The 23,558-nt window shown below is 22.2% G+C and carries 20 protein-coding genes and 9 tRNA genes; 16 read left to right on the forward strand and 13 right to left on the reverse strand.

The window, feature by feature from the left end; translation table 4 throughout:
* Window positions 1-26: 26 nt before the first annotated feature.
* Both ACLFO7_RS03010 and ACLFO7_RS03015 read right to left on the reverse strand, forming a co-directional pair.
* Window positions 27-485, reverse strand: a complete 459-nt coding sequence (locus tag ACLFO7_RS03010) for a hypothetical protein (protein WP_412032042.1) — start codon at window positions 483-485, stop codon at window positions 27-29.
* Between the two features lie 2 nt (window positions 486-487).
* On the reverse strand, window positions 488-3,832 hold the full coding sequence (locus ACLFO7_RS03015) for a DEAD/DEAH box helicase (protein ID WP_412032043.1): 3,345 nt from the start codon (window positions 3,830-3,832) through the stop codon (window positions 488-490).
* A 103-nt stretch (window positions 3,833-3,935) separates the two neighbouring features.
* Between ACLFO7_RS03015 and tmk the strand changes: the two genes are divergently transcribed.
* Genes tmk through ACLFO7_RS03035 form a run of 4 tightly spaced genes read left to right on the forward strand, consistent with a single transcriptional unit; the run spans window position 3,936 to window position 7,577 of the window.
* Window positions 3,936-4,571 (forward strand): dTMP kinase, encoded by a 636-nt coding sequence (gene tmk / locus ACLFO7_RS03020; RefSeq protein WP_412032044.1) that lies wholly within the window; start codon window positions 3,936-3,938, stop codon window positions 4,569-4,571.
* Window positions 4,572-4,578: 7 nt separating this feature from the next.
* Window positions 4,579-5,406, forward strand: coding sequence for a hypothetical protein (locus ACLFO7_RS03025; protein WP_412032045.1), 828 nt, complete (start codon window positions 4,579-4,581; stop codon window positions 5,404-5,406).
* Between the two features lie 17 nt (window positions 5,407-5,423).
* Window positions 5,424-6,761 carry a tRNA uridine-5-carboxymethylaminomethyl(34) synthesis GTPase MnmE gene (mnmE, locus tag ACLFO7_RS03030; RefSeq protein ID WP_412032046.1) on the forward strand — a complete coding sequence of 446 codons (1,338 nt, stop codon included), beginning with the start codon at window positions 5,424-5,426 and terminating at the stop codon, window positions 6,759-6,761.
* 3 nt (window positions 6,762-6,764) lie between these two features.
* Entirely contained in the window at window positions 6,765-7,577 is an 813-nt protein-coding gene (locus ACLFO7_RS03035) for a TatD family hydrolase (protein WP_412032047.1), read from the forward strand.
* 18 nt (window positions 7,578-7,595) lie between these two features.
* Here the strand turns inward: ACLFO7_RS03035 and ACLFO7_RS03040 are convergent, their stop codons facing one another.
* On the reverse strand, window positions 7,596-8,522 hold the full coding sequence (locus ACLFO7_RS03040; RefSeq protein ID WP_412032048.1) for a WG repeat-containing protein: 927 nt from the start codon (window positions 8,520-8,522) through the stop codon (window positions 7,596-7,598).
* Window positions 8,523-8,622: 100 nt separating this feature from the next.
* Between ACLFO7_RS03040 and ACLFO7_RS03045 the strand changes: the two genes are divergently transcribed.
* From ACLFO7_RS03045 to ACLFO7_RS03085, 9 genes are all read left to right on the forward strand, one after another.
* Window positions 8,623-8,698 (forward strand) — tRNA-Cys (locus ACLFO7_RS03045).
* A 3-nt stretch (window positions 8,699-8,701) separates the two neighbouring features.
* Window positions 8,702-8,778 (forward strand) — tRNA-Arg (locus ACLFO7_RS03050).
* Window positions 8,779-8,853: 75 nt separating this feature from the next.
* Window positions 8,854-8,930 (forward strand) — tRNA-Pro (locus tag ACLFO7_RS03055).
* 6 nt (window positions 8,931-8,936) lie between these two features.
* A tRNA-Met gene (locus ACLFO7_RS03060) sits at window positions 8,937-9,013 on the forward strand.
* A gap of 7 nt (window positions 9,014-9,020) precedes the next feature.
* Window positions 9,021-9,097: transfer RNA gene (locus ACLFO7_RS03065), tRNA-Ile, on the forward strand.
* Window positions 9,098-9,159: 62 nt separating this feature from the next.
* A tRNA-Ser gene (locus ACLFO7_RS03070) sits at window positions 9,160-9,252 on the forward strand.
* Window positions 9,253-9,269: 17 nt separating this feature from the next.
* A tRNA-Met gene (locus ACLFO7_RS03075) sits at window positions 9,270-9,345 on the forward strand.
* A 2-nt stretch (window positions 9,346-9,347) separates the two neighbouring features.
* Window positions 9,348-9,423: transfer RNA gene (locus ACLFO7_RS03080), tRNA-Asp, on the forward strand.
* 6 nt (window positions 9,424-9,429) lie between these two features.
* A tRNA-Phe gene (locus ACLFO7_RS03085) sits at window positions 9,430-9,505 on the forward strand.
* Between the two features lie 60 nt (window positions 9,506-9,565).
* On the opposite strand, the gene ACLFO7_RS03090 is transcribed toward ACLFO7_RS03085, so the two are convergent.
* From ACLFO7_RS03090 to ACLFO7_RS03105, 4 genes are all read right to left on the reverse strand, one after another.
* Window positions 9,566-10,756, reverse strand: coding sequence for a peptidase U32 family protein (locus tag ACLFO7_RS03090; protein WP_412032049.1), 1,191 nt, complete (start codon window positions 10,754-10,756; stop codon window positions 9,566-9,568).
* Window positions 10,749-12,242, reverse strand: coding sequence for a U32 family peptidase (locus tag ACLFO7_RS03095; protein WP_412032050.1), 1,494 nt, complete (start codon window positions 12,240-12,242; stop codon window positions 10,749-10,751). Before ACLFO7_RS03095 ends, ACLFO7_RS03090 begins: the two co-directional genes overlap by 8 nt.
* Window positions 12,243-12,263: 21 nt before the next feature.
* Window positions 12,264-13,067: a choline kinase gene (locus tag ACLFO7_RS03100; protein ID WP_412032051.1), complete on the reverse strand. Its 804-nt coding sequence runs from the start codon at window positions 13,065-13,067 to the stop codon at window positions 12,264-12,266.
* Window positions 13,068-13,168: 101 nt separating this feature from the next.
* Complete coding sequence (locus ACLFO7_RS03105; RefSeq protein ID WP_412032052.1) at window positions 13,169-13,603, reverse strand: hypothetical protein; 435 nt, start codon at window positions 13,601-13,603, stop codon at window positions 13,169-13,171.
* A 176-nt stretch (window positions 13,604-13,779) separates the two neighbouring features.
* Between ACLFO7_RS03105 and ribF the strand changes: the two genes are divergently transcribed.
* Genes ribF through ACLFO7_RS03120 form a run of 3 tightly spaced genes read left to right on the forward strand, consistent with a single transcriptional unit; the run spans window position 13,780 to window position 16,463 of the window.
* Window positions 13,780-14,619, forward strand: coding sequence for a riboflavin biosynthesis protein RibF (gene ribF, locus ACLFO7_RS03110; RefSeq protein ID WP_412032053.1), 840 nt, complete (start codon window positions 13,780-13,782; stop codon window positions 14,617-14,619).
* Window positions 14,620-14,627: 8 nt separating this feature from the next.
* A complete protein-coding gene (locus ACLFO7_RS03115; RefSeq protein WP_412032054.1) occupies window positions 14,628-15,593 on the forward strand; it encodes a hypothetical protein in 966 nt (321 codons plus the stop codon).
* 15 nt (window positions 15,594-15,608) lie between these two features.
* Window positions 15,609-16,463, forward strand: coding sequence for an ABC transporter ATP-binding protein (locus tag ACLFO7_RS03120; RefSeq protein WP_412032055.1), 855 nt, complete (start codon window positions 15,609-15,611; stop codon window positions 16,461-16,463).
* A 199-nt stretch (window positions 16,464-16,662) separates the two neighbouring features.
* Here the strand turns inward: ACLFO7_RS03120 and ACLFO7_RS03125 are convergent, their stop codons facing one another.
* The 6 genes from ACLFO7_RS03125 to ACLFO7_RS03150 all read right to left on the reverse strand — a co-directional run bounded on the left by ACLFO7_RS03125 (window position 16,663) and on the right by ACLFO7_RS03150 (window position 23,233).
* The gene (locus tag ACLFO7_RS03125; RefSeq protein WP_412032056.1) at window positions 16,663-17,361 is read right to left on the reverse strand and encodes an ATP-binding cassette domain-containing protein; all 699 of its coding nucleotides are present in this window, start codon (window positions 17,359-17,361) and stop codon (window positions 16,663-16,665) included.
* 4 nt (window positions 17,362-17,365) lie between these two features.
* A complete protein-coding gene (locus ACLFO7_RS03130) occupies window positions 17,366-18,139 on the reverse strand; it encodes a hypothetical protein (RefSeq protein WP_412032057.1) in 774 nt (257 codons plus the stop codon).
* 235 nt (window positions 18,140-18,374) lie between these two features.
* On the reverse strand, window positions 18,375-19,391 hold the full coding sequence (locus ACLFO7_RS03135; protein WP_412032058.1) for a DUF5378 family protein: 1,017 nt from the start codon (window positions 19,389-19,391) through the stop codon (window positions 18,375-18,377).
* Window positions 19,392-19,412: 21 nt separating this feature from the next.
* Window positions 19,413-20,156: a nitroreductase family protein gene (locus ACLFO7_RS03140; protein ID WP_412032059.1), complete on the reverse strand. Its 744-nt coding sequence runs from the start codon at window positions 20,154-20,156 to the stop codon at window positions 19,413-19,415.
* A gap of 8 nt (window positions 20,157-20,164) precedes the next feature.
* Window positions 20,165-21,637 (reverse strand): vWA domain-containing protein, encoded by a 1,473-nt coding sequence (locus tag ACLFO7_RS03145; RefSeq protein WP_412032060.1) that lies wholly within the window; start codon window positions 21,635-21,637, stop codon window positions 20,165-20,167.
* Complete coding sequence (locus ACLFO7_RS03150; protein WP_412032061.1) at window positions 21,638-23,233, reverse strand: AAA family ATPase; 1,596 nt, start codon at window positions 23,231-23,233, stop codon at window positions 21,638-21,640.
* Window positions 23,234-23,558: the final 325 nt, after the last annotated feature.

Genomic DNA, 23,558 nt, shown 5'->3' on the forward strand with positions numbered 1-23,558 from the left:
TTACCTCAATTTTACTATAAATGTTATTACAATTTTCTTGATCATTTGAATGATTCAACAAATGTACTTACACCATTAAAAACTTTTTCATTTATAGCATAAATAGAGTTGTTATATATAAATATTGCAATATTACAATTTTTAAAGTTAACTAAATTTTCTTGAATATATTTTATATATGAAGATAATTTATCACCACTCAAAACTATTTGTGAATTGCAATAAACTATATATGTGTTTACAGCATCATTAAATTTTTCTGAGTCATAAACTAATTTGTCTATTTTTTTAGTAAAACTTAATACAATTTCTTTTATCTTTGTTAAATCAGCTTGTGTTTTTACACCAAATGCATTATTAACAGAATAAAGAGATTTCATTTTATGTTTTTTATATCCACACAATTTAATTGTTTTATTTAAATTTGATATCTTTTTATCTTCTAAGAATTTGTCAAAATATTTAAGTTTATCTCTTTGAAACATAATTAACCTTTTAATCCGCTTATCTTATCATTAATTAAATTAATTATAATGTTTTTTTTGAAATATCATTCTATTTCATCAATCTCAATTAGGTTATATCCTCTATCTGAAATGAATTTATTTCTATATAAATTTTCTAATGTTGTTTTTCAATCATTGACTTTGTATGTTCTATTAAAATTAATACCCAATAACATCTTATTTAAATCATTATCAAAAATAGCACAATCTATTTTACAACTACCAAAATTTAAGTTTTTTGATATTTTATATTGTCCTTTAATATTTGCAAGTATATAATCCAATGCTTCTTTCTCAAATAATTTGATTCTATCTTCTCTGTCATTTGATTCAAATATTTTTTTATCCTGCATTTTTTCAACATACACAATATATTTATAAAATATATAAGCATCTTTATTTTCTGTATTTATTTTCATATCACTTGCTTTAAAACTTTTTATAACAATTAATTTTTCTTTTGCTCTTGTTATTGCAACATTAAGTCTATTACTACCATCTTTTTGTGTTATTGGACCAAAAGAGTTTAATAATTTATTATCATTATTAAAACCATATCCTATTGATAAAATAACAAGATCTGATTCATGTCCTTGAACATTTTCAATATTTTTAAATGAAATTTGATAACTATCATATTTATTTATCATTTCTTGATTAGATGCAAATTCTTTAATAAAAGTTTTTTCAAGTAATTCAAGTTGCTTTTTATTTAAAGTTATAACCATTATTGTTTTAAAATTATCAACATTTTCCTTTAGTAATTCTATTACTTTATTTACTTCAGTAATATTTGTTTCATTCTCTCATTTTCCATCAACATCAACTGTTACAAGTGATTTTGTAAAACTGCCATTTTTTGTAATAAATTCCAAATTGTTATCATAAAAATTAGTAGAAGAAAATTCAATAAGTTGAGATGATTCACAACGATAATGGTTTTTAAGATAATAAGTAGGTCAATTACATAACTTAGCTCTTTCTAATAGCGATTCAGCATCATCCAAAGAACTATTTTCATCGCTTTCATATCTTGCTTTAAAAAAATCAGTAGGTTTTAATTGCTTGTCATCGCCTGCAATTATATTAAATTTTGATCTATATACAATTGGAAAACCTCTTTCTAAAAATATTTGACTAGCTTCATCAAATATACCATAATCAAATATACCTTTTTTATTGGGAATAATTATTGCACTTCTTGTAGGATTAATTAATCAAATAGGAAAAATTAATTTTAATTTAGAAAAATATTTAGAAGCATACACATTTATATTTGGTTTTCTATTCATTTTTGCCTCAGCAAAAAGATTATCAATTTCTTCTTTTTCTGGTTGTGATAATTGGTTATATATTTCCTTGAATTTTTTAATATAAATATTTAGAACTTTTTCATCATTAGAATTTGAAATAGATATTTTATAATCAATATATTTTAAAAAATCTTCTTGAAGAGAAATGAATTTATTTTTTTCTAATTTTGATGCTATTTGTTTTTGAACAATACTTGCAATAAAATTATCTTCAGAAATATCAAATGCACTAGATTTTCCAAAAGCAAAAGCATTTAATTTATGAATATTAAATGATTTAAGACCCAAAATAAAATCATATATTCTATCAGGAGAAACTCTTAATTTTTCATGGTTTTTATTTAGCGAAAAAATTGTTTTATCTCCAACTTTTTGTTTCACTACATAATTTCACATTAAATATTCTTTGTCTTTACTTTTTCCAAATTTCTCAACAATTTTATTTAAATCATCAAGATAAAAATCTTCAAAATGATTTTCTAGAAATAGACTTAATATTTCTCTATTGCTAGTAGCAAATTCTTTAAGTTTTAAAAATAAATTATATCCATCTTCAATAGTTATTTTTTTATTAGTTATTATGTCATCATATGCATCAATTATATCTTTAGTTTTAGAGTCATAAATTAAAGGACTAGACTGCAAAATTATAGCAATCATAGAATAATCTTTATTATGTATTTTCATTTCACCTATCTTATTTAAATAAGAAAAATTATCTTTTAATTCTTGATATTTTTTCTCTCAATTTTCAATTTTGAATTCTTGAAATGTTTTTGTTAATAAATTTTGAAAATCTAATATTTTTTTATAAAAAGTAGTTGAATCATACATATCATAAGTGCAAAGACAAATTTGAGACAATGCTTTTAGTCTTTTATGTAAAACATCAAGAGCTGCTTTTTTTTCTGAAACAATTAATGCTGATTTGTTATTGTACAATATATTTAAAACTATATTTGAAATAACTTCAGATTTACCAGTTCCAGGCGGACCATAAATAATACAATTATCCTGCAAAGAGGATGCTACTGCATATTTTTGATATAGATTTAGAGTTCCATTCATTTCTAAAATAAAATCATTTTCAACAACATTATTAATAATTTCATCATTTGTTTTCATTATTGAATAAGTTTGAAAAGGATTTTCTTTTTTTTCAAGAATCTCTAATAAATCTTTTTTTAATTTTCCACCTGTTGGATCTAGTAGAGAAATACATGAAGAATAATCAATTTGCAATCCTTTTACATCATTCATGTCACTTGCATCATATACAAATTTTTCTAAATCATGATCTACATCAAAATCAACATTTATTGAAGAAAGACTTTCTTTATAAATTGAAAGTATTTTATTAATTGGTAATGAACCATTTGTATACAAATTTTCTTCAAATGTTTCATTCAATTTGATAGCATAATTTTCTTCTAATGCTAAATTAAGTTTTTCATTATAAATAGGTTCATCTAATTTATACAAAGAAATTTTACCTTCATTAAGTTTTACATCAACTGGAAATAAAACTAATGGAGCTTTAATATAGTTACCATCATTTAATTTGCCTTTAACAAAAAAATGACATAAATATAATGATCAAATTCCTTCTTCCATTTTTCTTTTTTTTGCTTCTACAGATAAAACTTTGATTTGTTTAAAACTATTGTTATATTCTTTTAAAACAGTATCAATAATTTTTTTAGTATCATTTGTTTTAAGCAAAGTTTCAATTTTAGTTTTGCTAAAGAATATTTCATATTTTTCTAAAATAGAGCTTAATTCAGTAAAAATATCTGATGAGTTATTAATTTCCTTACTTAATTCATCGGAAATACTTTTATCTTGTTTTAAATATAATGGCTCTGAATTATTGAAATGAATAAATTCATTATAACTAGAAGATGTTGTTAAATTAAAAATTGGTCTTGTAATTTTTAATGAATTATTTATCCTAATTGCACCATCTCTTGTATCAGTTGTTAAAAAATTATTTAATAGTGTAAATTTTTTCATATATTAATACTCCAATATTCATATTAGAAGAATATTATTAATATATTATAATTCTGAAAAATTATTTATAATTATTAACATTAACTAACTTAAGGGAATAATGATGAAAAGAAAGATTAGATTTATTTCTTTTGAAGGTGCAGATGGATCTGGAAAAACAACAATTCTAAATTTACTAAAAAAATATTTAGAAGAATCAACAGATTTTTTAAAAAATAAATTTATATTCACACGAGAACCTGGTGGAACAGACATTGGTGAAAAAATAAGATTAATGCTATCAAATGATGATATGGATATAAGAACTGAAGCATTATTATTTGCCGCTTCAAGATCAGAGCATGTAAATAGAATAATATTGCCAGCAATACAAAATGATAATATTGTTATTTCTGATCGTTTTTTACACTCATCTTTGGCTTTTCAAGGTATATATAAAGAGTTAGGAATAAAAGATGTTCTATTTATAAATAATTTTGGGATTAACAAATGTTATCCAGATATAGTTTTCTTTATTGATGTTCCAGTTAATGTCTCACTTGAACGATTATCAAAAAGAAAAGATAAAATTGATAGATTAGATTTAACTACTATTGATGAAATAACAAAAATTAACAACTCTTATAAAAAATCATTAAAAGCAATAAAAGAATCAAAAATTATTATTATTGATGGTAATAAAGAACCAAATAAAATTCTTGAAGACATTATAAATCACTTAACTAAAGAAATACTATAGGCAAAATATGAATGATAAAATTTTAGAAATATTGATTAACAATAAACCATCTCCAATCTTATTAGTTGAAAATAGATATAGTGATGTTGATGAAGTAATTTATGGATTTATTAAATCTTTAAATTGTTCTTTTAATAAAGAAGGTTTTTGCAATAATTGTATAGATTGTAAAAAAATTAATTCAAATTCCTATTATGATATGCATATTGTTAATAAATACAATAATTTAGGGATAATTAAGGAAGAGATTGTTGAAATTATCAATTCATTATCAACAACTTCATTAGAATCAAAGGGAAATAAATTTTTAATAATATATGGAATTGAACAAGCAAATAAATTTGTAGTAAATTCGCTTCTAAAAGCAATTGAAAATCCATCAAAAAATACATACTATATTTTTGTTGCAAGAAATAATCAACAAGTTATTCAGACTATAACAAGCAGATGTGAAGTTTTTAAAATATTACCAAATATAGATTCTGTAATAAAAAAATTAAATGAAGAAAAAATTGATCAAATATATCATGATGATTTAATAAATGTCTATTTTAATTATAATGAAATGATTGATAATTTCAAAAATGGAGAATTCTTAAATCTATTGGAAATGTCAAAAAAAATAAACAATTCAATGAACAATTATCCTCTACAAAAAGAGATATTAACAGAATTTAAAAAATTAGATTATAACAACATAATTAATTTAATTAATTTAATATCTTATAAGAGAGAAAATAACATTAAAGAAAAAATATTTAGTTTAATTTCTACATGTAAATTTAACATTAATAAAACTCTTATTTTCAATGAATTATTAAACATAATTTTTTAAACCATAAAGGAGCAAATATGAGCAATACTTTTGTAGCTCTTGCAACTCCATATTTATCTAGTGCAATTGCAATCATTAGAATAAATGGAGATCAGGCATATGAAGTAGTTAATAAAATTGTTGATAATAAACTTATTAAAAAAGGATATTCAGTACAAAAATTATTTATTTATGACAAAAAAAACATTATTGATGAAGCAATTTTTGTGAAATTTGTTTCTCCAAGATCATTTACAGGAGATGATATCATTGAAATTAATTGTCATGGTGGACCAATAATAATTGATAAAATTATTAATCTTTTATTAAAAAATGGAGCAAGACTTGCAGAACCTGGTGAATTCACTAAAAGAGCATTTTTAAATAATAAATTAAGTTTGATGCAAGCAAATTCTATTAATAATTTAATCAATGCAAAAACTGAATCATTAACAAAATTAGCTATAAATAACTTAACTAGTTCAACTTCTAATAAATTATTTGAAATTAAAAACAAGTTATTCAATGTAATAGGAAAAATAGAAGTAAATATTGATTATCCTGAATATGATGATGTAGAGGTTATTAATCATAATTCATATATAAAATATCTTGAAGATATAGTAGTTATGTTAAATCAAATAATTAATAATTATGAGTCTGTAAAACACATTTATAATGGAATAAATGTAGCAATTATAGGAAAACCAAATGTTGGGAAATCATCATTGCTAAATTCTCTTCTAAAAAAAGATAAAGCCATTGTATCAAATATTGCTGGAACAACAAGAGATATTGTAAATGACTCAATAATTATTGATGACATTCTTTATAACTTCATAGATACAGCAGGTATAAGAGAATCAAAAAATAAAATTGAAAAAATTGGAGTTCAAAAATCTTTAAATACTATTAAAGATGCTGACTTTATAATTTTTTTAATTGATTCTACAAAAAAAATTAGCTCTCAAGAACAAGATATTATTAAAAAAATAAAAAATAAAAAATATGTTATTGTTAAAAATAAAATTGATTTAAAAAATGATAAAAATAAAGAACTTACTAATACCATAGAAATATCTGCTAAGAAAAATAATATTGAAAGTTTATTAAAATACTTGAAGCAAACATTTAAAGTAGATTTATCAGTTTTAAATAAAAATCAGTATATTGCATCAAATAATGAGCTTAATCAAATTAAAAATATAAAAGAAATTCTATCAACATCCATATCATTTGCAAAAGATAAAATTCCACTAGATGTACTTTTACATGATATAACAAAAGCATATAAAAATTTTGCAATATTCCTAGGAGAATCTTCAGATTTTGATATATTAGATGACCTATTTAAGAATTTTTGTTTAGGAAAATAAAATATGAACAATATAAAATATTATGACACTCATGCACATTTAAATATCGAAGAGTTTAATATTGATGTTGAGTCAATTATTGAAGAATTAAAAAAAGAAAAAATAATTATCAATTGTATTGCAGTTGATATTGAAACTTCAAAATCATCAATTGAATTAGCACAAAAATATAAAAATATCATTTATGCTTGTGTTGGAATTCATCCAACAGATGGGTGAAAATACAAAGGTAAAGTTAATGAAACAATTAAAGAACTTGAAGATTTAATAATTAAAAACAAAAATATAATTATTTGTTTAGGAGAAATTGGTTTAGACTATTACACAATTTACAAAGGGAGTGAAATAGATAAGGAATTTCAGCAAGAACTATTTAGAAAGCAACTTGATTTAGCAGTGAAATATAACCTTCCAATTAATATTCATAATAGAGATGCAGATGAAGATTTATTAAAAATATTAAAAGATTATAAATTACAAAAAGTTATGATTCATTGTTTTAGTTCTAATTTAGAATCTGCAAAAAAATTTTTAGAAAGAAATTATATTTTATCAATACCAGGTATTGTGACATTTAAAAATGCTAAAAATCTACATGAAGCTGTTAAAGAAATACCATTAGAAAAAATGGTTGCTGAAACGGATTGTCCATTTCTAACACCTGTTCCTTTTAGAGGCCAAATTAATAAACCTCATTATGTTCAATATGTTGTAAAAGAAATTGCAAAAATAAAATCAATTGATGAAGAAGAGGTTAGAAAAATATTATTAAAAAATTCTATAGATTTTTTTCAAATAAAAATAGACGATAAATAGATTCTTATTTATCGTTTTTTAATTTAATATAGAATTTCCATTTACTCCAATATGATCATATTCATCTTTATTATTAATAACAAAAAAACTAAATCCATCAAACTCTATTATTTTTTTATAAATTGGCTTCAAAACTCATTTAAATTTTTTATTAATAACACCATATTTCCCTTTATATTTAATAATGCAATAATCATTTTTAAATTCTGAAATTTCATCAAATTTTTTTAATATTTCAATTTCAAAAAATTGATTCATAAAACCTTTTTTATTCTTATATTCAAAACCAACCAAGAGCTCACTAAAATTATGAAAATAATATTTATTAAATAAATTTTCTAAATAAATATTCTCATTTTTATCAATAAAATATTTTTTATTATCTAAAATTACTTTTATATAACCAGTACAGTCATAACTAATATAATCATATTTTGGAGCAACAACAAAATTTCCTTTTATATTTATTACTCCTCATTTGTTCTTTATTTTAACACTGGCATATTCACTAACAAATTGATTAGCTTGGTCAAATAAAAAATCTATTAATATATTTCCATTATTATTTAGGTAACCAAATTTATTATTTTTTTTAGATAGTATAAAATTATTTTCACAAATTGAAATAGGGTTAATTTTTTCTTTCAATTTAGTAAATTTATTACTTAATTCATGGTCAATAATAAAATAATCTTTTTTTATTCTAACAATAGATAAATTTCCATCATAGTCTATTAATTCATTAATTTTTTTATCAATAATAATATTATTTTCATCATCACTAAATACTCAAAAACCTTTTTTAAAGAGTCAAACACAATTGTTTATCATTTTACTAACAGATTCATGAATGCATGGAATGATTTCTTTTCTATTTCTATCAATAAAACCATATAACTCATTTTTCTTTCATAAAAATAACATTTTTGTGCCAAATAAACTCATAAATTTACTCCTAAAAGATAATAATTTTAATCTATCTCTTTTATAAAGATTATAAATACTTTAACTTTGTTATATAATTATATAGTTAAAAAAGAATATTGGTGCCTTCGCCAAGCTGGTTAAGGCCAGGAGCTGCAACCTCCTTATCGTCAGTTCGAATCTGACAGGCACCTCCATATGCACCCTTAGCTCAATTGGATAGAGCGTCTGGCTACGGACCAGAAGGTTATGGGTTCAACTCCTATAGGGTGCGCCAATTTTAAAAGATTTAAAAAAATTTAAAATTATTATAAAATAAGTGAGTGCATTCTTTTTTTATAATAATACATTTCGGGAAGTAGCTTAGCTTGGTAGAGCACTTGGTTTGGGACCAAGGGGTCGCAGGTTCAAATCCTGTCTTCCCGACCATATTATGGCAAGATATCTCAGTTGGTTAGAGAACTCGGCTCATACCCGGGGTGTCGTGGGTTCGAGTCCCACTCTTGCCACCATTAATATGGAGCTATAGCTCAACTGGTTAGAGCCCCCGACTCATAATCGGTAGGTTACAGGTTCAAGTCCTGTTAGCTCCACCAATTTTAAATCAAATTATAATTATGTGTATTGTAACTATAATATATGTTACAATATTTCTTATGGATGATTACCCAAGCCTGGTTGAAGGGATCGGTCTTGAAAACCGAAAGGTGCTGAAAGGTGCGCGGGGGTTCGAATCCCTCATCATCCGCCATATTAAAATTAAATTGTCGCGGGATAGAGCAGTTGGTAGCTCGTCAGGCTCATAATCTGGAGGTCGTGGGTTCGAGTCCCACTCCCGCAACCAATGGTTCTGTGGTGTAGTGATTAACATGCCTCTCTGTCACAGAGGAGATCGCGGGTTTGACTCCCGTCAGGACCGCCATTATATGGTTTCATAGCTCAGTCGGTAGAGCAACGGACTGAAAATCCGTGTGTCGACAGTTCAATTCTGTCTGAAACCACCATTTAAAATTATTAAAAACAAAAGAGTGCAGTTTATGCACTCTTTTTTGTTTATAATATTTCTATATTTTTCTTACAATTTTATTTTTTCATTCAGGTAATAATATATTTGTTTTTATAACAAAATGTTCCATTGGAGTGTTTATAATATTAACTAATTCATTATTTTTATTTTTAATTTGATTTAAACTAAAAATTACATTTTTCATATTTGGCATCAATAGTTCAAATTGATCATTTATAGTAATATAATTTTTAGATAAAATTTTATAATGATAATCATCAATTTTTTCAATAAATGTAAAAGCAAAAATTTGATTCAAATCTCTTTCTTCTTCATGATATAGCATCTTATTCTCATTTGGATTTTTATCAAATCATGCATTATCTGTTAAACGATTTTCTGCTTTTAAAAGTTGCTCTTTTAAATATATATGATCATAAAATTTATTATTTGAAATATTATCAATTAATTTTTTATAGCAAGCTGCAATAGTAGAAACATAATGAAGTGATTTCATTCTTCCTTCAACTTTAAAAGATGCTACATTTAATTTCATAAGTTCTTTCATATCATCAAATAGTGACATGTCTTTTGCTGACATTGTAAAATATTTATTGTTTGTGTCAAAATCTAAAATATTATAATTTCATCTACATGATTGAGCACATCCTCCAACATTAGCATCTCTTGATGAAAAATTATTGGACATCATACATCTACCAGAGTATGAAATACAAACAGCACCATGAATAAAGTATTCAATTTCAATTTCATTTTTAATTGATTCTAATAACATTTTTAGTTCAACACAAGAAGTTTCTCTTCCTAAAACAATTCTAGTTGCACCATTGTTCTTTCAAAACATAGCCGCTTTTGAATTACAAATAGATTGCTGAGTGGATATATGTAAATCAAAATTAGGATTTATTTCTTTAATTTTATTAAAAATAAAAGGATCTGCAACTATTGCAGCATCTACACCGATTTCATTTATTTGTTTGAAAAAATATTCAAATCCACTTAAATGAGCATTATGACAGATAATATTCAATACAACATAAACCTTTTTATTGATACTATGTGCATATTCAACAATTTGTTTAATTTCATCAATATCAAAATTTGAACTTCGTGCCCGTAATGAATATGCTTTTGGTCCAATATAAATAGCATCAGCTCCATATTCAAAAGCATATATTCCCTTTTCAATATTGCCAGCTGGCATTAATAATTCAAATTTATTACTCATTTTTTTCCTCTTTTAACATATGTAATCTATCTTGTATACTTCCAAAAAAACCTTCAGAAATTTTATGTTCAGCGTTTTTTTCAATCTCATTAAAATAATTTTCCAATTCTTCATTAGACAAATTATTTTTATTAGCATTAACAAATTTATCAATTATTGTGTATAGTTCAATGTCATGAATAAAAAATGCATCAATTAATAAATAATCTACATTCATAGTCTTAAACTCATTAATCTTTTTAATTCCACAAATATAATATCCTGTTAACATATGTGTGCCATATTTATCTTCATATAAAATATTTGGCATAACTCTTAAGTCTTCTTTAATTAACAGATATTCAATGTTATTAAACTTTTTACTATATATATTAGTTTCAGATGAAATGTGCTCTCTAAAGTTTGAAACCATAGGTCATCTTGAATGCATCACAAAACCAAGGCCATATGCTTTAATATAAGTTGTCATGTTTTGTTTGTTTTCATGTATTTTTTTTAATTCACTCATTGTTAATTCACTTGCTATAGAAACATTTTTAATATTATTTTTTAAATAAAATTCAAATTGACCATAACTTGTAACTAATGTCTCAGGATTATAATGCAATTCAATATCAAAATTATTTTCTTTGACAATTTGTGCTACTGCAAAATCATGGAACATTATACAATCAACTTTTAATGCAACAAGTCTTTTAATTGCATTTTCTAGTTTTGGAATACTTTCTTCAAAAAAAATGTCATTAATACAAACTGTTATTTTTGATTCTTGTTTGCTTTCAATAAGTTGTTCAATTTCTTCAAAGTCAAAATAATTATTAAATCTACAAGAAAAATCTCTTAAACCAACTATTATATTATCAATTTTTTTTATAGCTAAATTTATTCCTAATTCTAAATTACAACATGTTACTGCTATTTTCATATTTTTCCTTTTTAATATTGCTAATCCATCATCTATATCTATGTATTTAACATCAAACATACTATTATTATTTAAATATTTCAAAAATCTATCATGATGCAATAAAATTTTTTTTGATTGTTTATTATTCTTTTCTTTAACTCTATTTAAAAAAATATTATCAATTACTATTAAACCACTATTAGATAAGAATTCACTCACATGTTCTAAAATTTTATCTTGATTTCGCTTTGGGCCATCTATAAAAATAAGATCATATTTTTTATCTGTTCTATATTCAAATAAATCTAAATTAATATAATTAATTTTATGTGTGTCATCTAGTTCTTGTGCATATGAAAAATATTCTTTATTTTTTTCAATTGTATCAATTTCTTCTACAAAAGAATTCTTGGCAAAAAAATAACTACTAAATCCTAATCCTGTTCCAATTTCTAAAATATTTTTTATTTTATATTTGTTAATTAATTCACAAATATAAACGCAAGATTTTAGATCTAATGGATGATTATTTTTTTCTCTCTTCAATAATTCATTGTATAAATTTTTTCAAAATTCCATAATGCATATTATTATAAAAAATTATTCTACAAATTTTCTATATTTGTTCATTTTATGACTAACATATTTTCTATAATTAAGAATTTTTTTAGTTTCTTTCATTCCAAAGGTTCATTGATAAGCAAAATTTGTTGTTATGTAAACAAATTCACACATTGTTTGAAAATCTAATCCCTTATATAAATCAACCATATATTTTAATCATTTTGTACTTAAATTAGTTTCTCTGTAAAAATTTGCTATATCTCAATATTTATTATTTATTCTTCCTCATTCAAAATCTATTAAATACATCTTAGACTTTTTTGAATCATAAATCATATTTTTAGGATTTAAATCATTGTGTGATAATATCAACTCTAAATTCTTATATTTATCTATTAATTTTAAATAAAGTTCTTTATCAAGATTATTTTGAAAAATAGCTTTATTAAAAAAAAATAAATAATCATGTTTAATCAAATTAGAATCATTAAATTTAATACTATGCATTTTAATTATTTGTTCAACCAATAATTTTAATTTTTTCTTTTTATTTCAGAAAAAAACAGGAGGTTTTCCTTCTATTCATTTTTTAATTGCATTTCCTTCTTCATCAATATACAAATAATTCTCTTCTTTAATTGCTTTTAAAATAGCATATTCATTTTTTCTACTAACAACATCATTTGATCCGCCAAATCTAACTTGATATTTTTTATTATCAGTTGTTACTAAAAGATATGATAAATTTGTAAAACCATGATGTATTTGCTTCAAATGTAAAATATCTTCTTTTTTATATTTTGTATGTTCTATAAAAAATTCTATTGCTTTGTTTTCCATAATAATTTATTTTATTATTTATTTATGAAAAAACATATATTTTATTATAAATTACTACAAATAATTTTATAATAATTCAAAATTAAAATATATGTTGCAAATTATAAATCTAGTGACTTTAAATACATTTTCTTTATTCTAATTTTAAGAACAATAAAAGTAATAAAAGATATTGCTGGTATTAAAGATAAAATGGCTAAAACAATTAAATTATTTTTTACTAATTTATTTTTACAAATAAAAATTAAAATCAATAAGATTATCAAAAATAAAATTCTTACACTCTCAATACCTGCAATAATTTGCAAGACAATTTTAATAGTTTTTTCATAATTAGTAGTTAAATTGTTCATCTTAGCAGTTATTATATAAATTAGTAAAAATGCTAAAACAAAAATTTCTACAATTAATAAGAATGTTGATGCATGGCTAAAGTCATAAATTCTTTTCATTTCTGATTTAATAGCCGCATTTTTGTTAACACTATTCTCTATTAAATTATCTTTTTTGTTTGATAAAGAAACATTCTCTTTCATAGTATCCTCATTAAAGTTTTAATAAATATTAATTGATATTCCAATAAAATGATTATTATTTATGATAATAATTTTAAAACAAATTTATTATAGTCAAATATAAAATAATTAAAATATTTTTTCTTTTTTAATAAAATATAAACAATGCAAAATAAAGTATCATTTATGGATAATATATGAAAGTTATAAATTTAAACAATTTAAAAGAAAAAATAATGGTAGAAAATTTAGTAATAGGTCACTTTAACATTGTTCATAATGGGCATATTAAATTATTTCAAGACTTATCTAATTTTTCATTTTTAATTTTTCAAGATAATCCCTCTAAAAAATTTAATCTTTATAACATTGAAGAGAGAATAGAAAATTTAAAAAAATTTTCTCCAAAATATATTTTTATTTATAACATTTTTAATGATAATTGTGATGCACAAACTTTTATTAATAAATATTTGCTAAAATATTTAGTAATACAAAAAATATATGTTGGTAGTGATTACAAATTTGGAAAAAATAAATCTGGTGATGTTAATACACTAAAACAACATTTTAATGTAACAATAGTTGAAAATGATAATTCAATTTCAACATCTAAAATTTTGAATTTAATAGAAACTGGAGATATTGAACAAGCAAATAGTTTAATGACTCAAAATTTTTATTATTCAGGTATTGTAGTAAAGGGAAAAGGTATAGCAAGAAAAAACTTTTTTCCAACAGCTAACATTATAGAAAATAAAAACATAATTATTAGACATGGAAGTTATGTATCTAGAACTTTTATAGACGGCAAAGAATATAAAAGTATAAGTTTTATTGGAATACCAAAATCACTGGAAGCTTTACATAATTTTGTAGAAACATACATATTTGATTTCAATAAAAATATATATGGTAAATTCATAAAAGTTGAAATATTAAAATTCATTAGAGATAATCAAAAATTTGATAATATTCAAGAGTTAATTAAAAACATTAATAATGATTTAAATGTAGCAAAAAATTATTTTAAATAGGAGAAAAAATGAATAATATTACAATCATTACTAAAGAAAATAAAAAAGAAATAAAAAATATTGGAAAAATACAATTTCAGTGTTGTTGATCTTTATTTAAATTACTTAATACACAATATTGAAATAATCCAGGTGAATGATTTTATGATTTTATTTTTTCAATAATTTTTATGGCTTTATTTGGTTTTATAAATCAAGCAGTTATACTTGATGGAAGTAATAATGTACTCAATGCAATGAAATTTAAAGATATTCTAATAGGATTAATAACTTTAAATGTTATCAGTATTGGTTCTTTTTCTATGCCATCCTCTGTTATGGAAATAAAAGTATCAATATTAATGAAAAGAATAGGTTCAACACCCATAAGGCCATGAATGTTTATTTTAACAACATTCATCTATTATTTCATAATGAACAGTCTTATTACATTATGATCATTTTTATGAATACTTTTACTTTTTGGATTTCAAAAATTTCAACTTATATTATCAGAAAATAATACACAAACAATTATGGGTTATGATTTATTTTTTTCTACTGGTAAAAGTTATAGTTCAGAATGAGTTGGTTTAATAATATCTATTACATATATGAATATAATATCTATTTTTATTGGATTGTTTAATCTTAGCACTTCTAAAACAAGTGCTTCATTGAATATTAAAGGTACAATGTTATATTTTGCAAGTATGCTATTATCAGGCATGTTGTTCCCCTTGTCAGTTATTACAAACAATAAAGTACTAAATGTATTTTCATACTTAACTCCTTATAGATATTCAAATTCATTAGTAACTATTTCTTGATTAAATGGAGATATATTCAACCCATATGATGCACACACCAAACTAATTTTAGAAAATATAGGAATAAATGAAATAGAAGTAATTATTTCCTTTGTTATTCCAATTATTTTTGTTGCAATTTCAATTGGTGCAATGATTAAATTTTTTAAATGAAGTATTAGATAGGTTATTGTGAATATTATGAAAAAAATATGAGATAAAATTTTTTTAAAAAAAGAAAAGAAAAAGCAAGAAATTAGAGAGGAAAATAGATTTAATGTTTTTCTAGAACAAACAGAAGATAAACTAAATCAAAAAACTATTATTGATACCAAGCAAAAACATAATGGTGATCCAATTTTAGAATTTAAAAATGTATACAAATATTTTGGAGCAAACAATAAAATTTGTGCAGTAAATAATCTTTCTTTTACATTGTATGATAATGAAAATGTTGCTTTAATTGGAGCAAATGGAGCTGGTAAGACTACAACTGTAGAAATGTTAGCAGGAATAACTAATCAATCAAAGGGCGAAATAAACTATTTATTTGACTACACAATTAATTTTCAAGAAAAGATAGGAATTCAATTTCAAGATAGTGCTTATCCTAATGGATTAAAAGTAAAACACATTATAAAATTTATAGTAGATGTTTATAAAGTTGATATTAATGATGCTGAAATAGAACAAATGATTACAGCATTTGGACTAAAAGAATTTTATAATAGAAAAGCTAAATCATTATCTGGCGGGCAACAACAAAGACTTAATATTCTTTTAGCATTAATTCATAAACCAAAAATAGTAATTCTTGATGAATTATCTACAGGACTTGATATTAGTGTAAGAACAAAAATAATTGATTTTATTATTCATTATTGTAAATTCTTCAATATACAAATATTACTAATTTCACATAATATGGATGAAGTAGAATTAATAACAGATAGAATTATGATTATGCAAAAGGGACAATTAAAAGTAGATTTAAGAAAAAAAGATGTGATAAAAAAATATGGAAGTATACAAAAACTTGCTGAAAAATATATATAGTAAAAATAACATTAATCAAATAAAAAATGAAGTAGATAGTTATATATCACTTCATTTTTTATTTGATTATGATATTACAATATATTATAAAAATTTATATAAAAATTGATTTATCATCAACCAAATCTTTTTTACAACATTTATTATTCCAAGTTATAAACCAACTATGCAAATTATTACTTTACTACTAGAATATCACTTATCGTCTTTCATTAAAAAGAGTTTTTATAGAACTTTCATTTATTTCATGATTTAATAATATTTTTTGTATTTTTCCATCAGCAATAAATAAAACTTTATTGCATATTTCAACTATATCTCTAACATTGTGAGAAACTACAAGCATTGTAATTGAGTTATTATTAAGAAATTTTCTTATTTTTTGGTTAGTTTCAATATCAATATTTGATGTAAATTCATCCAATAGTAATAGTTTTGAATTATATGATAGTATAGAAAATAAATTAACTTTTTGTTTTTCACCAGCTGATAATTTTGAATATTTTTTATTTAATAAAGTTTCTATATCTAAAACAGAAGTAATTTCATAAAAATAATATTTAATATAACGATTATTTAACTTTAAATCATCTAAAATTAATTTATATATATCTTTAACTTTAAAAAATGTAGGAAATCTAAATTGTTGAGAAATATAACCAATGTCCAATAATTTATCATTAATAAATTTATTATTAAAAACAATTGTTCCTTTATCTTGTGGTGTTTTTCCAATTATCATATTTAATAGTGTTGTTTTTCCAGCTCCATTCTTTCCAATAATTCCAACTCTATCTCCTTTAAAAATGTCTAAAGAGAAATCTGAAAATAAAATTTTTGTATCATATTTTTTATATAAATGTGTAATTTTACAAACTGAATTATTATTTATGCTCATATTATTATTTCCTTTTACCTTGTCTTATATTCAAAATAATCCCATTTATAATTATTGGAATGATGAGAATAATAAGAAAGTTTAATATTTGATCATATTGTTTGAATAATTCCATTTGTTTATACTGAATGCCATTTTCATTAATTTCAGCATATGTAATTACATAAGGTGTAGAAAAATTAAAAACATTAGTGTTTTGTAAGTTATTCATTCCATCAGATAATCCATTTATGCTTTCTATAAATAAAGCATTTATATATCTAAATGGCGAAAAGTAAGAAATAATATTTAAGGGTTCATTTGTAATAATTGTTACTCATGGAATTATATTTCCAGAGAATAATAAGAAAAACATAGATAAAACATAACAAATGATTTGATTTCAAATAATTGACCTAACAAATGTGTACATTATACTTGCAATTGATAAAGATAAAAATATAGAAAATATTAAAGTGAAAATTAAACTTCCTACATTAATATTCTGAAAAAAATTAATTGGAAAATTATTTTTATCAAATGATATTAAATATACAACAAAAAAATTAATTAAAAAAGATACCAAAATAATAATGTAAAAATATAGTAAAGGAATACTATTTACATAAATTGGTTTTTTAGAAAATAAAAAATATTTTTCAACAATAGAATTCTTTTTAATATCTATCATTGATGAACTAATAAGTCAAAATGGTATACCTATTATTACATTGCTTAATACACTAGGAATAATAGTAGAAACATAATTTTTATTTATATATGCAAAACCAATAGACATTATTGGTATAAACAAAAAACAAATTAATGGTCCTACTCATGATTTAAAGAAATATAAGTTAATAAATTTGATAAAAAACAAATGTGTTTTTCATTTCAAAAAAAACTTCATATTATATTTATCCTTTGCAAATATTTAATAATTGAAACTTTAATAGTTAAAAAATGTCGAAAAAACATTTTTCTATTACATTGTAACAAAAAATAAATAACACTATAAAGATTCATAGTATTATTTATTTCAATGTTTTTATTATCTCTTTGTTTTTAAAAATTTTATTTTCTAAATTAATAGTATTCTTTTTTAAGAGTCTTTTTGATATCCACATATTAATTCTTAAAAAGAAAATATCTAGTTTTAGATCATAAATATAAAATGGTTTACTTATATATTTAATTTTTTGATATCAAAATTTATCTAAATACATTTCTTTTTCTGGATCTTTATTAGTTCAATTTTTTATACCCATTAAAGAAAAAGAAATTAATACTGCAATAATATAAGCTATTATTTGAATTAGTGGAAATCCTATTGGAAATAATTGATACACTATACCATATTCACTGAAATTGTGATAAACATCATCATATCAATCAAATTTTGAAACACCTGTTGTGTTATATAAAACACCTTTTAAATCTACAAAAGCCTTTACATACCCTATATAAAGACAAATAAAAACAAAATTAAATAAAAAACTATATCTTGTATAATTTTTTGATGTTAACATAACACCTATTGCAATTACCAATGAATTAAAATGCATCATAAAAAACATTTCATTAGGAGCTTCTCCAAGAAAAATATAATTTCAAACATTACCATTAGGTGTAGTTGATAGTGTTGTTGAATATATTGTAATAATACTTCCAATTATTGCATATGGAGACATAATTTTTGCAATTGAACGTGTTGGATCAATCATTAATGATAGTGGTAATAAAAAAGCAACAGCAGGACATAAATCTAATAAAAATGCTTTACTATAAGTAGTGGATTTATAATAAATATCACCACTATCTAATAAATCTTTTTTGTTAAAAAAATCTATGATATTTTGATTATACCTTGCTAAAAAAAAGTACAAAAAACTAACAGCTCCTATTATTAATCAGTAATAATATGAATGAAAAAATATATATAAAAATTTACTTTTTCTAGTAAAAAGAAAATGAAACAAAACAATCATTATCATTAACAATAATGTTGTAATTCCCAATGCTATACCAACAGATGTAAAAGTAAATTTCATAATAAACCTATATATTTGTTATTAATTAAATTTAACCCAATTTTTAAAATTATTTTCAAGAACTTTATAAACATTATTATTTGACATAATTGATGAATATGGTTTTGATCAATTATCATTTTTATTTAAACTATTTCTTTTTAGTAAATAATTACTAAAAATAGTATCATATTTATCTACTTCATTCTTTATGTCAGTTAAAGAATATTCTTCAAAATACACTTTATTCATTTTTGGTTTAATATCATTTATTTCATTTGAATAACCAATTAATAAACCAACTATAGGGAAAATATTGCCATCAAGTTTTAGAAGTTGTTTTAAATCATCAGTTATACCCTTTATTGATCCTAAAAAACAAGTTCCAAGTCCTAATGAAATACTTGCATCCATTAACATAGTTGCACCAATATAAGCATCTCCTGATGCAGTTGCTAATAAATCTAAACCACCTAATACTGGTTTTAAATTGTTTTTTGCACATGCATATTCTAATCTATTTAAATCAATACAAAAAATTGCTAATAATGAAGCATGATACACAAATGATCTATCAACACTATTTGATGGCATATTTTTATCCATTAATTCTTTAATGAATTTTAATTTGCTTTTATCTCTAACAAAAACACAACTAAAAATCTGACCATTCATTGATGTTGGTGCACTATTTACAACTTGAGATAATTGTTTAATTGTTTCATCATCAATTTTTTTATCCTCAAATGATCTTATTGAAGTTCTGCTCAACATTTTATTAATCATAACTACTCCTATTTAACATCATATTTTGTTAATAATTCTTTTATTCTATAATGAATATTTTCTATAGATTTATCTGTTCCATTAAATAAAAACTTTTCATCATAATAATCTTCTACAAAAGCTGTTCTTGGCATTCTTGATATAACAAAAGCATACAATAATGTTCCATATTTTTTCTTTAATAAATTTAAGTTATTATATAGTTGTTTGTTAATTGACTTAACATCAAAATCTGAAATTACAATAACATCTGATTTCTTATATGCATTTCTTTGAATTATTTCTAATGATTTTTGTAATGCAAGATCAAGATTTGTGCCGGCATAAAATGACTTTTTAATAAATTTAACTACTAAATCAAATTGAGTTTCATAATCTTCTATTTCATAGATGTCTAAAATATCTGAGAAATTAATAATATAAACTTTTCTATTCAATCTTTTTGCCTCTATCAACATTAATAGAACAAATGCTTTAGCATATTTGTCTCCAAAATGTTGCATTGAATATGAAGTATCAATACAGATAATAAAAGCTCCTCCAAAACTATCATCAGCTTTTTTTAATGGTGATTTATCATCATGAATAATTTTTTTTGATCTATCTTTTTGATCAAAAATTAAAAGTTTATTTTCTAACAAATTTGAATTAAAAATTTTCTTTGTCAATTCATCTTGTCTATAAGCAAGTTGATATGGGACAATAGATGAAATAATATTGCCTGTTTTTATACCATTAATCTTTGTAGGATTATATTTATTATCTTTTTTATTAACTTTATTTACTTCTTTGACATTTTCTAAGAATGTTTTTCTTTTAGAACTATCACTTACTTTTCCAAGCATTTTAGTTAAATCATTTAGAAAAGTTTGTTTTGTAAAAGTTTCTACAATAACATCAATTAATTCACTATCTATTTGTAAAATATCTTTTAAAGGTAATGTTCCCATTTTGTCTAGTAAAAAATTACTAGCACTTTTTAATTTATCAATAGAAGCACTAGCTTGACTAATATCATTATCAAGATGCTGATAATTAATATCATTTTTTTCTAATATTTTTCTAAAATAAATGTCTATTGTATTAAATTCTATAGAATTATAAATTATGTCATGCAAACTATTAACACCTTCTATATTATTGTCATTCAATAATTTTTCTATATATTCTTTAAAATCTAAATTCAATCAATTTTGATCTTCTAAATTCTTTAAACCAATTTTTCTATGCGAAGTTAAACCTTGATTCTCATCATAGTGTCTTTTAAAATAATCACTTATATCAATAGTTTTAAGTGCTTCTACAATAGATTCATTAAAAATATTTTCATCAAATTCATATAATGCTTGATATGCAGCTTTTATATTATCTTCATATATCAAGTCATTAAACTTATGGTTATTTTCTGCATGAGTTTTTGATTTTTTTTCTATTAAAACTTTTAAGTTGTTTTTTATTTTATTAATTATATTTTCTCTCATCTAATGATTACCACTATTATTTTCAATTTCTTTTATCTGATTTTCAATTGCATCCATTGATACTTTCACTTTAGTAAAACTGCTTGTAATTGAATTTAATAGTTTAGATTGATAATAATCATAATTTGGAACTAAAATATTTATTTCATCTTTCAAATAATTCACAACTTGATCTTTATAATTTTCAATTTCATTTATTTTTGTTTTAAGCTCAACAATTTTTTCTTTTAAATTTTTCAATAAATTAATATCCTCAATCACAATAATATTAGATTCAACAGGCATTACTTTCATACCATTAAATTCATATCCATCATTATTATTTAACATTTTAAAATGTTGGCTAGTATAAATTTTTTGAACTCATTCTTCATTATTTTTTTCATAGTAGTAATAACTAAGTGGGTTCCCACTAAAATCCACTGCAATTGTTTTATTTTGAATGTTGTATCCGTAAGGAATATATCTTTTCCCTCAATTATCTGTCATTAATCCAACAGGTAACAAAAATTTTTTAATTACATTTAATTCAGTTGTATGAAATTCAATAAAACTTGTCAATGTACTACCTGTAATCAATTTATTAATTAACTTTGTTTTCTTTACAATTTTAGAGTTAACTTGAATGTCCTGTTGCAATTTGTCAATAATATCAAACATCTCATTAAAATTTAATCCCAATAAATCCAAATTATATTTATTAAATACATTATCAAATATTTCATTTATAGATTCAATTTCTTGAGGTTTTGATCATAGTAAATGCTTTATTATTAATAAATCAGTTGCATTTACTTCTTCTCTGTCATTTGCAAAAGCCAATGATTTTAGTATTCAAGCAACTTTTTTTCATCTTCTATCTGATACATAAAACCCATTTTCTCCCAAATTTCTTTGTAACTCATTTTTCAAAGATAAAATAAAATGTAAAATTTCATCAGATAAATACACATTATTTATATGTGATTCAAAACTATTAATTTCATCTACTGTAAAAGTTAAATTAGGTAAAAAACTAATTGAAATATTTTTGTCAGATCTTAATAATGAAAAGAAATTTTTATCATCTTTAATTGGACTTACAATTATACGTATCAAAAATCTATCATATAAAGCTTCTAAACCTTCATTTTCAACTGGTAATTCATTACTTGCTGATATTAATAAATTTAATGGAACATTAATTTTATTACTTCCATTAATATAAATTTTTTCATTAATAATATTAAGTAAAGTATTTTGAATTGCTGGAGAAGCTTTTCAAATTTCATCAAGAAAAACAACATTACTTTCTGGAAGATAATTTTCTACTTTTCTTTCATAAATATCATCATCTAATTTTTTTAATGATATAGGTCCAAATAGTTCTTCTGGAGTAGAAAAACTATTCATAAGATATTCAAAATATTTACCATTTTTAATAAGTTTACAAACTTGTCTAGCCATTAAAGACTTAGCAACACCAGGTTGACCTAACAAAAATATATTTTCTTTTGAAATCAATCCTAATAATGTAAGTTTTACAATATCTTCTTTTTCAAAAATTTGGTTCTCGATGGTTTCAATTATATTAATTAATCTATTCTTTACAATCATACATTATCCTAAAATTAATACATAATTAAATAATATATTAATATACTAATATTTATAAATATTTTAATTTCATATGATAAACCTGAGTTAAAAAATATCAATACATATTTTTAGTTTATTCTAATGTATTTTTAAAACAAAAAAGTCCAAACTTCTAAATTTTGTTTGAACTTTTATTTATTTTCATTTGTCATATATTATGTTAATAATGCTATTTTAGCTATTGATCTAAACCCATCTTTAGTTATATTTAAAAATTATTTCTAAGAAAATAAATTGTTCACTTTTATCATATACACTAATTATAAATCATATATATTATTAT

The organism is Malacoplasma muris, from assembly GCF_046774425.1.
GTDB lineage: Bacteria > Bacillota_I > Bacilli_A > Mycoplasmatales > Mycoplasmoidaceae > Malacoplasma > Malacoplasma muris.